At 40.3% G+C, this 13,246-nt stretch carries 9 protein-coding genes and 1 other annotated feature; of the genes, 8 read left to right on the top strand and 1 reads right to left on the bottom strand.

Going from position 1 to position 13,246, the window contains the following annotated elements:
- Positions 1–14 precede the first annotated feature (14 nt).
- Complete coding sequence (locus tag BUB93_RS01865; RefSeq protein WP_073269381.1) at positions 15–254, bottom strand: AbrB/MazE/SpoVT family DNA-binding domain-containing protein; 240 nt, start codon at positions 252–254, stop codon at positions 15–17.
- Positions 255–597: 343 nt separating this feature from the next.
- Positions 598–832, top strand: a binding site (T-box leader).
- 49 nt (positions 833–881) lie between these two features.
- On the opposite strand from BUB93_RS01865, the gene metG reads away from it, so the two are divergent.
- The 8 genes from metG (at position 882) to BUB93_RS01825 (ending at position 13,210) form a co-directional block, all read left to right on the top strand.
- Complete coding sequence (gene metG / locus BUB93_RS01860) at positions 882–2,807, top strand: methionine--tRNA ligase (protein ID WP_073269380.1); 1,926 nt, start codon at positions 882–884, stop codon at positions 2,805–2,807.
- A gap of 102 nt (positions 2,808–2,909) precedes the next feature.
- On the top strand, positions 2,910–3,122 hold the full coding sequence (rpmE, locus tag BUB93_RS01855; protein WP_073269379.1) for a 50S ribosomal protein L31: 213 nt from the start codon (positions 2,910–2,912) through the stop codon (positions 3,120–3,122).
- 138 nt (positions 3,123–3,260) lie between these two features.
- Positions 3,261–4,115 carry a peptide chain release factor N(5)-glutamine methyltransferase gene (gene prmC / locus BUB93_RS01850; protein ID WP_073269378.1) on the top strand — a complete coding sequence of 285 codons (855 nt, stop codon included), beginning with the start codon at positions 3,261–3,263 and terminating at the stop codon, positions 4,113–4,115.
- A gap of 28 nt (positions 4,116–4,143) precedes the next feature.
- On the top strand, positions 4,144–4,977 hold the full coding sequence (locus BUB93_RS01845) for a PRD domain-containing protein (RefSeq protein WP_073269377.1): 834 nt from the start codon (positions 4,144–4,146) through the stop codon (positions 4,975–4,977).
- Positions 4,978–5,119: 142 nt separating this feature from the next.
- Complete coding sequence (locus BUB93_RS01840) at positions 5,120–7,117, top strand: glucose PTS transporter subunit IIA (RefSeq protein ID WP_073269376.1); 1,998 nt, start codon at positions 5,120–5,122, stop codon at positions 7,115–7,117.
- 236 nt (positions 7,118–7,353) lie between these two features.
- The gene (gene nuoE / locus BUB93_RS01835; protein ID WP_084116830.1) at positions 7,354–7,884 is read left to right on the top strand and encodes an NADH-quinone oxidoreductase subunit NuoE; all 531 of its coding nucleotides are present in this window, start codon (positions 7,354–7,356) and stop codon (positions 7,882–7,884) included.
- A 1-nt stretch (position 7,885) separates the two neighbouring features.
- Positions 7,886–9,634 (top strand): NADH-quinone oxidoreductase subunit NuoF, encoded by a 1,749-nt coding sequence (gene nuoF / locus BUB93_RS01830; protein WP_073269374.1) that lies wholly within the window; start codon positions 7,886–7,888, stop codon positions 9,632–9,634.
- An 18-nt stretch (positions 9,635–9,652) separates the two neighbouring features.
- Positions 9,653–13,210 carry a molybdopterin-dependent oxidoreductase gene (locus tag BUB93_RS01825; protein ID WP_073269373.1) on the top strand — a complete coding sequence of 1,186 codons (3,558 nt, stop codon included), beginning with the start codon at positions 9,653–9,655 and terminating at the stop codon, positions 13,208–13,210.
- Positions 13,211–13,246 lie beyond the last annotated feature (36 nt).

Here is a 13,246-nt window from a genome sequence, read left to right as displayed (position 1 = left end):
TGCTTTTGATTTTGCTATTTCTTAATATCAGTCATGCAATCAGGGCAAATGTTTTTGCCTTTGTAATTGACGACATCTTTTGCATTTCCGCAGAAAATGCATGCAGGCTCATACTTTTTAAGCACTACATAATTACCGTCAACAAAAATCTCCAAAGAATCCTTGATGTTGATGTCAAGAGTTCTTCTTAATTCAATTGGAATTACAATCCTTCCAAGTTCGTCTACCTTACGAACAATACCTGTAGATTTCATAAAATATCTCTCCCTTTCAAAAAAAAATATAATTGTTATTCAATGACATTGTATCAGATGATTTCTAATTCCACAATGATTTGGAATAAAATGCACCATGAAAACTTTATCAAATGAGAATTTGATCAATCTGATGATATATGTCACAGTCTCTGTATCTATTATATGTAAAGGAATACAATAAGTAAATAGTATTTCAGATATTTTTGTAATTTTATTGGAAAACTATAAAAACTATGTTTTATCGTATAAAAAAGAGGAATCAGACGCATAATTCTATTTGATAGAAAAGTATTGAATTTTAACGTGACTTATGTATAATTAATTATGAACAAAAAAATACGAAAAGATAATGATAAGAAGAGTACGCCTTGTGGAATTATACAGAGAGTCGAGAATGGTGAGAATCGATTTTGAAAACAGGTGGAAGATGGTCTTTGAATCGATCGGATGAAATCTGAGTAGTTCGATACGCGTGACGCGTTAAAGTGAGATGTATGCAAATACACGATGAGGTGCAGTCTGATAAGTCTGCATAAAAAAAGGTGGTAACACGTAAGTTGACTTTCGTCCTTTGGGATGGGAGTTTTTTTGTTGGGAAAGAACAAATGAACGAGGAGGATAAAGATGAAACCAAGTTATTATATTACAACACCGATTTATTATCCAAGCGGCAAGCTTCATATTGGACATACATATACAACTGTTGCCGCGGATGCTATGGCAAGGTACAAAAAAAAGACAGGATATGATGTGTTCTTTCTAACCGGTACGGACGAACATGGACAAAAGATTGAGGAAAAGGCAAAGGAAGAAGGAGTGACCCCTAAAGAATACGTAGACGAAATAGTGAAAGGAATTAAATCACTGTGGGAGCTTATGGATATCGATTATGATCACTTTATAAGGACTACCGACCCTTATCACGAAGAGTCGGTAAGAAAGATATTTAAAAAACTATACGATAAAGGGGATATATACAAGTCTCATTATGAAGGCTGGTACTGCACCCCATGTGAGGCTTTCTGGACTGAAACACAGTTAGAGGATGAGAAGTGTCCTGATTGTGGAAGAGAAGTCAAGCAAGAAAGAGAAGAAGCATATTTTTTCAAGATGTCAAAATATGCGGACAGATTGATAGAGCATATAGAACAAAACCCTCACTTTATTCAACCTGAATCCAGAAAAAATGAGATGATAAATAATTTCTTGAAGCCGGGGCTTCAGGATCTTTGCGTGTCCAGGACGACTTTTGACTGGGGCGTACCTGTAGATTTCGACCCGGGACATGTGGTATATGTTTGGATAGATGCACTGTCCAACTATATAACTGCTCTGGGGTACTTAAACGACAGGCCTCAGCTCATGGAAAAATTCTGGCCGGCAGACGTTCATTTGATTGGAAAAGACATCTTGCGATTCCATACGATCTACTGGCCAATAATGCTTATGGCACTAGATCTACCTCTTCCCAAGCAGGTTTTTGGACACGGATGGATACTCTTAAAGGGAGGGAAGATGTCAAAGTCAAAAGGAAACGTCATAGATCCGGTGGAGCTGTCTCAAAAATATGGAGTAGATTCACTAAGATATTTCGTATTGAGAGAAATGAGCTTTGGAGCAGACGGGGTCTACAATGAAGATGCGTTGGTATCAAGAATCAATTCGGATTTGGCAAACGACTTGGGGAACCTGTTGAGCAGGACTGTTGCAATGGTTGAAAAGTATTTTGGAGGGATAATACCATCAGAGAAGCAGGTTGCTGACATAGACCAAAGCTTGCTTGAAATGATCAGCCGTACTCCAAAAGATGTAGCAAGCCATATGGAAAAAATGGAGCTTAGCAATGCTTTGGCGATTATTTGGAAACTGGTTTCCAGGGCTAACAAGTACATAGATGAGACTACACCTTGGATTTTGGGAAAAGATTCTGAAATGAAAGAAAGACTGGCAGGGGTAATGTTTAATCTTGCTGAGACTCTCAGAGTAGTTTCGGTTCTGATTGAGCCTTTCATGCCTACCACAGCAAAAAAGATGCAGGCTCAAATCAATATCCCTGAAGAAGCACTGACTTGGGAAAGCGCTAGTGAATATGGGGCATATGGCTTCGGGGAAAAAATGTCAAAAGGAGACAACCTTTTCCCTAGGGTAGAAGCAATTGAAGAAAAAAAGGAAGAAACAAAGTCCCAGATTAAAAAAAGCGAACAGAAAAAAGGCAAGAAAGAAGACGACACAATAAGTATCGATGACTTTGCCAAGGTTAAGCTTAAAGTCGCAGAAGTCATTCAGTGTGATAAGCATCCGGATGCAGACAGGCTCTTGGTGTTGCAGGTGAAAATTGGAGAAGAGAGAAGACAAATCGTCTCAGGAATCGCACAATTTTATTCTGCTGAAGATATGATAGGCAAAAGGGTGGTAGTTATAACCAATCTTAAAAAAACCAAGATTCGCGGAATAGAATCTCAGGGGATGATACTAGCAGCGGCAGACAAAAAGGATTTGAACCTCATCACCGTAGACAGAGACATCTCTGATGGTACGGAGGTTCGATAAAAAAATGCAAGGTTTGCTACGAAAAAGTTTGATATTTTCTACAAACCTTGCTATAATGTATGAGATGCATATAAATAGGAGTTTAGAAAAGAGGTGAATGAGATGAAAGAAGGAATTCATCCTAATTACAATAAATCAATCGTTAAATGCGCGTGTGGAAACACTTTTGAAACTGGTTCTGTAAAAGAAGAGTTAAAAGTGGAAATTTGCTCTGCGTGTCATCCATTCTTTACAGGTAAGCAAAAACTTATAGACACAGGCGGTAGAGTAGACAGATTCAATAAGAAATACGGTATCAAAGAAGAGCAGGAATAATCGAATTGACTCGGTTGACGGAAAGATCAAACTAACCCCAACATCGTATAGTGATGTTGGGGTTTTTGACATATGAAAACAAAGACAGATATAAAAAACTAGAATGAAAAATATATTTAGAGGTGATTATACGTAATTATGAACGTAGAAAATTTGCTCATAGAGGCTACCAAGTCTTTAAAGAAAAACGATATTTCCAATCCCAGGCTTGATGCGGAGGTGTTGCTTTCTAATCGCTTGAATTTAGAAAGAGCTTATCTAATTATGCACTGGCAAGAAGAGGTTAGCGATGATGTCGAAAAGGATTTTTTAAAAGATATAGAAAGAAGGTTTTCAGGAGAGCCCGTAGCTTATATTATAAACAAAAAAGAGTTTATGGGACTTGACTTTGTACTTAACTCGAAGGTCCTCATACCAAGACCGGATACGGAAATCTTAGTTGAAGTGGTTATAGAATATCTGAAAAAGATACCCAGAAACAAGCAGGTTTTAGATATAGGCACAGGAAGCGGAGCCATAGCAGTATCAATTGCAAATTATGTAGAAGATGTTAAGGTTTTAGCCGTCGATATAGACAAAGGTGCTCTTGAAACTGCGGCTGAGAACGCCGGCAATATTTTAGATGAACCTGACAAGGTAGAGCTTATCTTAAGCGATTGTTTCGACAAAGTTCCCTCAGATATTAAGTTTGATGCGATAGTTTCAAATCCTCCATATATAGATGAAAGGGAAATGAAACTTCTTGGGAAGAATGTTATAGGGTACGAGCCGAAAACTGCCCTATACGGAGGCGTTGATGGACTTGATTTTTACAGAAAAATTTCACAACAGGCCCCCGATAAACTGGTAAAAGGCGGATTGCTTGCTTTTGAGATTGGTTATGACCAAGGGGATGCAGTGGAAAAAATCATAAGAGAGAACGGATTTTCTGAGGTGAAAACGACGAAGGATCTTGCAGGAATGGACAGGGTAGTTACAGGTGTGTTATCTTAATGGTATTGGCAAGCAAGGAGGCGATTTGATGGAAGGCTATACTGTGAAGCGCGTATTCAACAATAACGCCCTTTTAGTACAGAGGGGACAGGAAGAATATGTTTTGGTAGGCAAAGGGATAGGGTTCGATAAAAAAAGGGGATCCCAGTTGGCTGAAGATGCAGGAGTTGAAAATGTTTTTATACATGTAGACGCCACAAACAAGTCTCAGATGGAACGTCTATTGGAGAACACTGATGAAAAGATATTTGCCCTCGTCGAGGATATTGTTACATTAGCTGAAAATGAGCTTTCGGAGAATCTTCATCAAGACATTCATTTAGCTTTGGCAGACCATATAGCCTTTGCCGTAAAAAGGATAAAAGAGGGAATGAAAATAGTCAATCCTTTTATTTTGGAAACTAAGATGATATATCAGAAAGAATATGAAATTGCGGAGAAAACAATTGAGATGATGAGAAAGAGACTTTTCATAGATTTTTCTGAAGCTGAAATTGGTTTTATAGCACTGCATATAAATGGGGCTAGGATTCATACAAAAGGCGTACCTCCAATAAAATACCTGGATGCTTTGAAGCAGGTCATTGATTATGTAGAAGAAAGGTTAGGCATCTCGATTCAAAATGATTCCTTTTCCGGCGTCAGATTGATTGCGCATTTAAAAGGAGTTCTAGAGAGGTGTGAAAAAAACAAGCCTATTGAGAACATGTTTTTAGACAAGCTGAAAAAAGATTTTCCCTTTGAGTTTAAACTTTCTAAAAATATAGCCTTGATTTTAAAACAAAATATTGATATTATGATACCAGAGAGTGAAGTCGGCTACATAGCCCTTCATATTTATAAATTAAATCAAACCAGATAAAACGGTGCGTGTAACTGATTCGATCAGGCATGAGCTTGTAGTTTAAGAAGCAGATCAACCTAGGAAGTTGTTTTGTTTGTTAACCTATAGGTTCATGCCTTTTTGTTTGTAACTTTTCATAAAAAATCAAAGGAGGAAAGAAATGAGCGAAATAAAGAAAGGTAATTTTGTGCTGCTGCAGAAGATTGGAAAATCATTCATGCTGCCAGCATCTGTTTTGCCGGCAGCGGGATTGATGGTTGCCTTATCGGGCATTATACAAATGTTATCTGGGGAGCAGGTACTCCAGAACAATCCGCTTTTGAACGGTTTGGTGCAGATTTTAAACGGCGGAGGACTGGCAATATTTGAAAATATGCCATTGATATTTGCGGTGGGGGTGGCTATTGGATTCACTGCTGGAGAATCAGTAGCGGGCCTTGCTTCACTTATAGGATATATAGTACTTGATAAGGTGTTGGATGTCATGGGTGCCATTCAACACCTTGAATCACCTATATTTATGGGAGTGATTGGTGGGATAATGATAGGGTTGATGTCTGCTCTAATATATAAAAGGTTTAATCAGACGAAACTCCATCCAATGTTAGGTTTCTTTGAAGGAAAACGATTGGTTCCCATTCTAATGGTAGTGATATCTCTTGTTCTGGGAGTAGTCTTTGGATTAATTTGGCCTGTAATTCAAAACGGAGTGAACTACATGGGGGAATATGCCATAAATCTGAAAATAGGAAATTTCCGATTGGGAGGAGCTATATACGCGCTCGGAAACAGAGCATTGATTCCTACTGGCCTGCATCACATATTTAAGACGCCTTTTACAATGATTTTTGGTCAATATTCCATTACTGAAACAGGAGAGGTATTTACCGGTGAAATAGCAAGATTTTTTGCTGGAGACCCAACTGCTGGATCTATAACTGCTGCAGAATATCCATTTAAACTATTTGGACTTCCCGCAGCTGCGCTTGCAATGTACATGGCTGCATTTAAGAAAAACAAAAAAGCAATAGGAAGAATTATGTTTGCAGCATCTTTGGCAACAATAGTATCAGGAATTACAGAGCCCATCGAGTTTGCCTTTATGTTTGTAGCACCGGCATTATTTATAACGCATATACTGCTTGCGTCTTTTGGAGGATTTTTAATAAATTTGGCAGATGTTAGGCTTACGGAAACCTTTACTTCCTCATTGATAGACTATTTAGTAAGCATATCTACAGGAAATGCTGGAAACCCATTTATGCTGATACCTATCGGACTTGTAATAGGGGCACTGTATTTCGGGGCATTCTACTTCCTAATACTGAAGCTTGACTTAAAAACCCCGGGAAGAAACGATGATGAAAAAGGGTCTGAGGATCACGATATATCTCAAAAAGCATATGAGGTGCTTAAAGCACTTGGAGGTGGTGAGAACATTGTTCATATCGATGCCTGCATTACTAGGCTGAGACTTGAAGTAAAAGATACAGCATTAGTAGACAAAGATAGATTGAAAGAGTTAGGGTCGCCAGGAGTAAGGGATATAGGTGGTGGCGGAGTGCAAGTAGTGTTTGGAACTCAAGCTGAGAGCTTGAAGGATGATATAATAGGAATAATGTCAAATCCAAATGTGGTAAATAGGACTGAACCTGAAGAATATAGAGAATTAGAAGTGAAAGACAGTAAAGAGTCTGAAGCAACTGAGCAGACAATACTCAAATCTCCAGCTAAAGGAAAGATAATAGCCTTAAAAGATGTGCCGGATGCCCTGTTTGCCAATAAAATGATAGGTGACGGATTTGCAGTCTATCCGGAAAGCAAAGAAATTTGTTCGCCTGTAGATGGAGAGATAGTGCACATATTTGATACAAATCACGCAGTAGGCTTAAGAACTGATGATGGCTTGGAAATATTGGTACATATCGGGATAGATACTGTTAAGCTAAAAGGAGAAGGCTTTAAAAGAATAGCGGCCATAGGGCAAAAGGTCAAAGCAGGAGATGTTCTGATAGAATGCGATCTAGAGTTTTTAAAGGAAAATGCAAAGAGCATGATAACCCCTGTAGTAGTGACCAACATGGATAAAGTGCAAAAGATTGAACATATGGAGATAGAATATCTGGAAATAGGATCTGATGTAATGATGGTTAATTAGAGTAAAGGCGGAGAAATCCGTCTTTTTTTAATGGAAAGACTTCAATGCATAAGTTGGAGAATATTTGCATTTTAGAATGATGGTTTGCATATATACTCAGTCGGCAGAGATGTAAACGCAATCAAAGGTAAAAAATAAAGCATATAAATGCAAAAAAACCTTTTAAGAAAAGGAAGATTTGATATAATTGAAATAATGCATATTTTTATTAAAATAAAGAATAAGGAGTTATGGATATGGATTGTTGCGGAGCACAAGATTTAAAGTCGAGATTTAATGACATCCAAGTTGACTTAGCCGAGCTTGACATGATACTGGCAAAATACAAGGATGTAAAGGGCAGCTTGATAACAATACTGCAAAAGGCTCAAGATGTATATGGGTATCTATCTTTGCCTATGCTTGACTATATTGCTGAAGTCACAAAGGTTAACAGTGCAAAAGTATATGGAGTAGCTACATTTTACACTCAGTTCAGGCTAGAGCCTGTAGGAGAGAATCTTGTAATGCTATGCCAGGGAACGGCATGCCATGTAAACGGAGCCAAGACGATCGAAGAAGCTATAGTAGAAGAGCTAGGTGTAAAAGAGGGAGAAACTACTCCAGATGGACTGTTTACTTTAAACAACGTGGCATGTCTAGGTTGCTGTAGCCTTTCTCCGGTTATGATGATTAACGGAGAGACTTACGGGAATCTAACGCCCCAAAAGACAAAAGAAATATTAAAGCAAATAAAGACAGATCATGAAGCGGGAAAGGAGGCATAACATGAAGGCTGTAGTAGGATTAGGAAGCTGTGGCATAGCGGCGGGTGCCGGAAAGGTTTTTGAGCAGTTTGAAAAGGAAATCGGCGCGAAAAACCTAAATATAAACCTGGAAATAACAGGCTGTGTAGGTATGTGCCACCTGGAACCTATAGTGGACATATATGACGACGAGGGAAATATGCACAGATATGTAAAAGTGCCTGCGGATAAGATAGCAGAATTCCTCGACGATATATTAAATAAAGGCAAATCAGAAGGATATCTTATATCGCAAATAGATAAAGAGTCTCAAGAAAAGCAGGTAAAAATCGCCACTGGAAGATGTGGCTATATAGATCCTGAAGACATAGAGGAGTACCTTGCAAATGGCGGGTACAAGGCCATTGAAAAATGTCTTAAAGATTTGAGCCCCGAAGAAGTCATAGAAGAGATGAAGGTATCAGGTCTTAGAGGCCGTGGTGGAGCAGGATTTCCTACATGGTTTAAGTGGAATGCAGCTTATCAGCAAAACGAGACGCCAAAATACATGGTATGCAATGCTGATGAGGGAGACCCTGGTGCGTTCATGGACAGGAGCATACTTGAAGGAGACCCCCATAACCTCATAGAAGGAATGATGATCGGAGCTTATGCAATAGGGTCAGAGGAAGGCATAATATATGTAAGGGCGGAGTATCCTCTTGCAATTAAGAGGCTTGAAAAGGCAATGGATCAAGCGAGAGAAAAAGGCTTGTTGGGCAAAAATATCCTTGGCATGGGCTTTGACTTTGATATGAGGATAAAGGCTGGTGCTGGAGCCTTCGTTTGTGGCGAAGAAACTGCCCTTATAGCATCATTGGAAGGAGAAAGGGGCATGCCTAGGCTAAAACCTCCATTTCCCGCACAAAAGGGCTACTGGGCAAAGCCTACAAATATAAATAACGTTGAGACCTTTGCAAACGTACCTTGGATAATTAACAACGGTGGAGCAGCTTACGCTGCAATGGGAACTGAAAAGAGCAAGGGAACAAAGGTTTTTGCCCTTACCGGAAAGATAAAAAAAGGCGGACTTGTTGAAGTTCCTATGGGGATTCCGATCAAGGATATCATATTTGATATCGGTGGCGGAATACTAAATGACAAGGCATTTAAAGCTGTTCAGATGGGCGGACCCTCTGGAGGATGTATTCCTGCTGAGCTGGTGGACACGTCTGTAGACTACGAATCCATCACAAAGACCGGTGCCATAATGGGTTCTGGCGGAATGGTGGTAATGGATGAGACCACTTGCATGGTGGAAATGGCTAAGTTTTTTCTAGACTTCACAAGGAAAGAGTCCTGCGGAAAGTGTATCCACTGCCGTATGGGGACAAAGAGGATGCTTGAGATACTTGAAAGGATTACTGAAGGCGAAGGTAAAAAAGGAGATATTGAACTTTTGGAATACCTCGCAGTGCAGATAAAGGACGGATCTTTATGTGGCCTTGGCCAAACAGCACCCAATCCGGTCTTAAGTACCATCAGATACTTCAGGGACGAATACGAGGCTCATATAAATGATAAGAAGTGCCCATCAAAACAATGTAAAAATCTCGTTACCTATACAATATCCGAAGAAAACTGCGTAGGTTGCACGCTGTGCGCTAAGAACTGTCCGGTAGATGCCATTACTGGAAGTCGCAAGGAAGTTCATATTATTGACCAGGAGCTATGTATCAAGTGCGGAAAATGTTACGATGTGTGCAAATTTAATGCGGTAATAGTGGAATAAGGGATAGGAGTGAAATAAATGTCTTTGATACGAATGAATATAAATGGAATAGAAGTCCAGGGCACCAGCGATCAGACGATTCTTCAGATCGCCAGGGAAAATGGCATTGAGATTCCGACTCTTTGTTATGACGAGAGAGTTGAGATTTACGGTTCTTGCGGATTGTGTGTCGTGGAAGTTGAAGGAGTGCCTAAGCTTTTAAGATCTTGCGCAACAAAAGCGTCAGATGGAATGATAATAAAAACAAATACCAATAGGACAAAGGAAAGCAGAAAGACCGCTTTGGAGCTTTTGCTTTCAGATCATACAGGAGACTGCAAGGCGCCATGTACCTTGGCATGCCCGGGAAATACGGATTGTCAGGGATACGTTGGACTAATCGCGAACGGTCAGTTTAGAGAAGCCTTGGAACTTATCAAGGAACAGCTGCCTCTTCCTGCGGCAATAGGAAGGGTATGTCCTCATCCATGCGAAACAGCATGTAGAAGACAGCTTATAGAAGAGCCTATATCTATAGCTTGGCTTAAGAGATTTGTAGCAGACATAGACCTTGAAGACAAGGATCTATTCATACCGGAGATTTCTCCATCGACTGGCAAGAAAGTCGGTATAATTGGTGGAGGTCCAGGAGGACTAAGCGCCGCATATTACCTTCTCGGGATGGGTCACGATGTTACAATTTACGATGCCATGCCACAGATGGGAGGGATGCTTAGATACGGGATACCCCAATACAGGCTACCTAAAGACATAGTAGATCAAGAGGTTGCAATCATCGAAAAGATGGGTGCAAAAATGCTGAACAACATGAAGATAGGACGAGATATCGACTTTGAATATCTTCAAAATCAGTATGATGCAGTATATGTGGCAGTAGGAGCCTGGACAAGCTCAAAAATGAGATGTCCTGGAGAAGAACTTCCTGGAGTAATTGGCGGGATAGATTTTTTAAGAAAAGTGACTTTAAATGAACCGATTGAGATTGGCAGCAAGGTAGCAGTAGTCGGTGGGGGAAACACGGCAATGGATGCCTGCAGAACAGCAGTAAGGCTTGGAGCAAAAGAGGTTTACATATTATATAGAAGAACCAGGGATGAAATGCCTGCAGAAGATATTGAAATTATCGAAGCGGAAGAAGAGGGTGTAATATTTAAATACCTTGTTGCGCCTGTTGAGATAATTGAGGAGGATGGAAAGGCAAAGAAGGTCAGATTGCAGAAAATGCAGCTTGGTGAGCCTGATGCAAGCGGAAGAAGAAGACCTGTACCGATTGTGGGCGAAGAAGAAACAATTGACGTAGACCTTGTAATAGGCGCCATAGGCCAGGGTGTGGACCTTGCTGGGTTTGAAAACCTTAAGGCGACCAATTGGAATACAATAGTTACAGATGAGACCACTTTTACAACAAGCATGAAGGGGGTTTTTGCGGGAGGAGATGCAATCAATGATGGCGCAGGAATAGCGATAGAAGCCATTGGCGATGCAAAGAAGGCCGCAATCGTAATTGATGAATATTTAAAAGGTCAAGAGATTTCATTCACTGAGCCATACTGGGTTAAGAGAGAAGATATAACAGAAGAGACTTTCAAAGATAGGGAAAAGGCTAAGAGACCTCACATGGGGCACCTGTCTGCTGAAGAGAGGAAGAAAAACTTCGAAGAGGTTGTTGCAGGATATACTCCTGAGCAGGCAATGGAAGATGCAAAAAGATGTCTTGAGTGTGGCTGCGGAGACGTATTCGAATGCAAGTTGATAGATTATTCTAATAGTTATGACGTAAGTCCGGAAATATACGAGGGAGAAGTTCACTCCCGTGAACATGATGACAACCACCCATTTATCGTCAGAAACTCCGACAAGTGCATACTTTGCGGACTTTGCGTGAGAGTATGTGACGAAGTAATGGATAATGGAGCTTTAGGCCTTGTTGACAGAGGATTTGATACAGCAGTCAAACCGGCACTTAATCTGCCCCTTGCTGAAACGAACTGCATCTCATGTGGGCAGTGCATAAGCGTTTGCCCGGTAGGAGCATTGCAGGAAAGACTTCAAATGACAAAACCGGTACCTGTTGAACAGGTAGAAACAAAGTCAGTATGCTCCTTCTGCTCAGTTGGCTGCAACGTAAGCGTACAGGCTAAGGGAGATAAGATATATAGAGTGCTCCCGGATAAAGACAGTACAGTCGATAAAGGCCTCCTATGCGTCAAAGGAAGATTCGGTTACGATGCATCAAACCAAAAGAGCAGACTTACTAAGCCAATGGTTAAAAAAGAGGGCAAACTGGTAGAAGTTAGCTGGGATGAAGCCATAAGGACTGCAGCTAAAAAGATGCAAAGCCTAAGGATGCTTTATGGCAAGGATGCTGTAGCGGTAGCTGTATCTGACAGATATACAAATGAAGAGATATACCTGGCGAAGAAGCTGGCAAGGGATTACCTGTCTACTGATAATATTACATCATTTAACAGAAATTACGGAGGGATTGAAGAAGTTCTTGGCATGGACGCTTCAACAAATACCTTTGAAGAGTTAAAATCCACCAATATGATTCTATTGGTAGGTGGAGACATAATGAAGGACCATACCATTGCCGCCTTAAAGGTAAGGGAAGGTCTCAGAAACGGTGCCAAGCTTACTGTCGTGAACAACATAGAAACACAGGCTGACGAATGGGCTAACAGAAAGATTGAAACAGAGGACTTGACCCTGCTTAAAGAGATGCTCAAAGCTCTTATAGATATGGGATGCGAACCGAAAAATGCCGAAGGATTTGAAGAACTGAAAAGCTCACTTGCAGCAGTAGAGGTTTCTAGTGATGCAAAAGCAATGGCAAAAGAATACAAAGATGCTCAAAAAGCCATTATCGTATTTGATCAAAATTACGTAACGGCTGGAGCTGCAAGGCTAATTGCGGATATTGCCGTAGTGGCTGGAAAGATAGGACTTCCCAGAAGGGGAATAATACAGCTAAAGCCTAAAAACAACAGCCAAGGTCTTTCGGATATGGGAGTCAATAAAGATAACAAGGTAATTGAAAAAGCCATAGAAGATAAAACCTTGAAAGGACTTATGATTTTTGGAGAGGATGTTGAAGGCAAAAAGACTGATAATCTAGAATTCTTGATGGTTCAAGACCTGTACCTAACACCAACTGCACAAAAGGCAGATGTGGTAATTCCTGCTGTCAGCTGGGCTGAATCAGAGGGAACTTTTACTAACTCTGAAAGAAGGATTCAAAAGATAGCCCCTGCAATAACGGCGCTGTCCGGAAAGTCAAATTGGGAGATAATGACCAACCTTACGGTTGTGTTGGGAGAACAAAATCCCTTTGCATCAGTTGAAGACATAATGGAAGAGCTATCCAAGGCTATACCTGTTTATAAAGGAGCATACCTTGCAAAAAGCGGTTCAATATGGCCGGTTGGCGAATCTGATGTGCTATATATGGATGGATTTGCTACTGAAGATAAAAAAGCCAACCTTTTAGTTGTAGAGGAAGGCAAGATGTTCGAACCGAGAATTTCTACAGATTTTGTGGAAAAAGAGTTTGGAAAAATTACAGAGACACTTTAAGTCAAAAAACCCCTGCCAGATATTTTGGCAGGGGTT

This window comes from Alkalibacter saccharofermentans DSM 14828, from assembly GCF_900128885.1.
In the GTDB taxonomy this organism is placed as follows: Bacteria; Bacillota; Clostridia; order Eubacteriales; family Alkalibacteraceae; genus Alkalibacter; species Alkalibacter saccharofermentans.
Note: the sequence above shows the minus strand (reverse complement) of the source record. Positions and strands in the feature narration are given on the sequence as shown.

Coding starts and splice junctions, on each gene's coding strand:
- metG (WP_073269380.1), top strand. CDS start 882: ATGAAACCAAGTTATTATATTACAACACCGATTTATTATCCAAGCGGC.
- nuoE (WP_084116830.1), top strand. CDS start 7,354: ATGGATTGTTGCGGAGCACAAGATTTAAAGTCGAGATTTAATGACATC.
- rpmE (WP_073269379.1), top strand. CDS start 2,910: ATGAAAGAAGGAATTCATCCTAATTACAATAAATCAATCGTTAAATGC.
- BUB93_RS01825 (WP_073269373.1), top strand. CDS start 9,653: ATGTCTTTGATACGAATGAATATAAATGGAATAGAAGTCCAGGGCACC.
- nuoF (WP_073269374.1), top strand. CDS start 7,886: ATGAAGGCTGTAGTAGGATTAGGAAGCTGTGGCATAGCGGCGGGTGCC.
- BUB93_RS01865 (WP_073269381.1), bottom strand. CDS start 254: ATGAAATCTACAGGTATTGTTCGTAAGGTAGACGAACTTGGAAGGATT.
- BUB93_RS01840 (WP_073269376.1), top strand. CDS start 5,120: ATGAGCGAAATAAAGAAAGGTAATTTTGTGCTGCTGCAGAAGATTGGA.
- BUB93_RS01845 (WP_073269377.1), top strand. CDS start 4,144: ATGGAAGGCTATACTGTGAAGCGCGTATTCAACAATAACGCCCTTTTA.
- prmC (WP_073269378.1), top strand. CDS start 3,261: ATGAACGTAGAAAATTTGCTCATAGAGGCTACCAAGTCTTTAAAGAAA.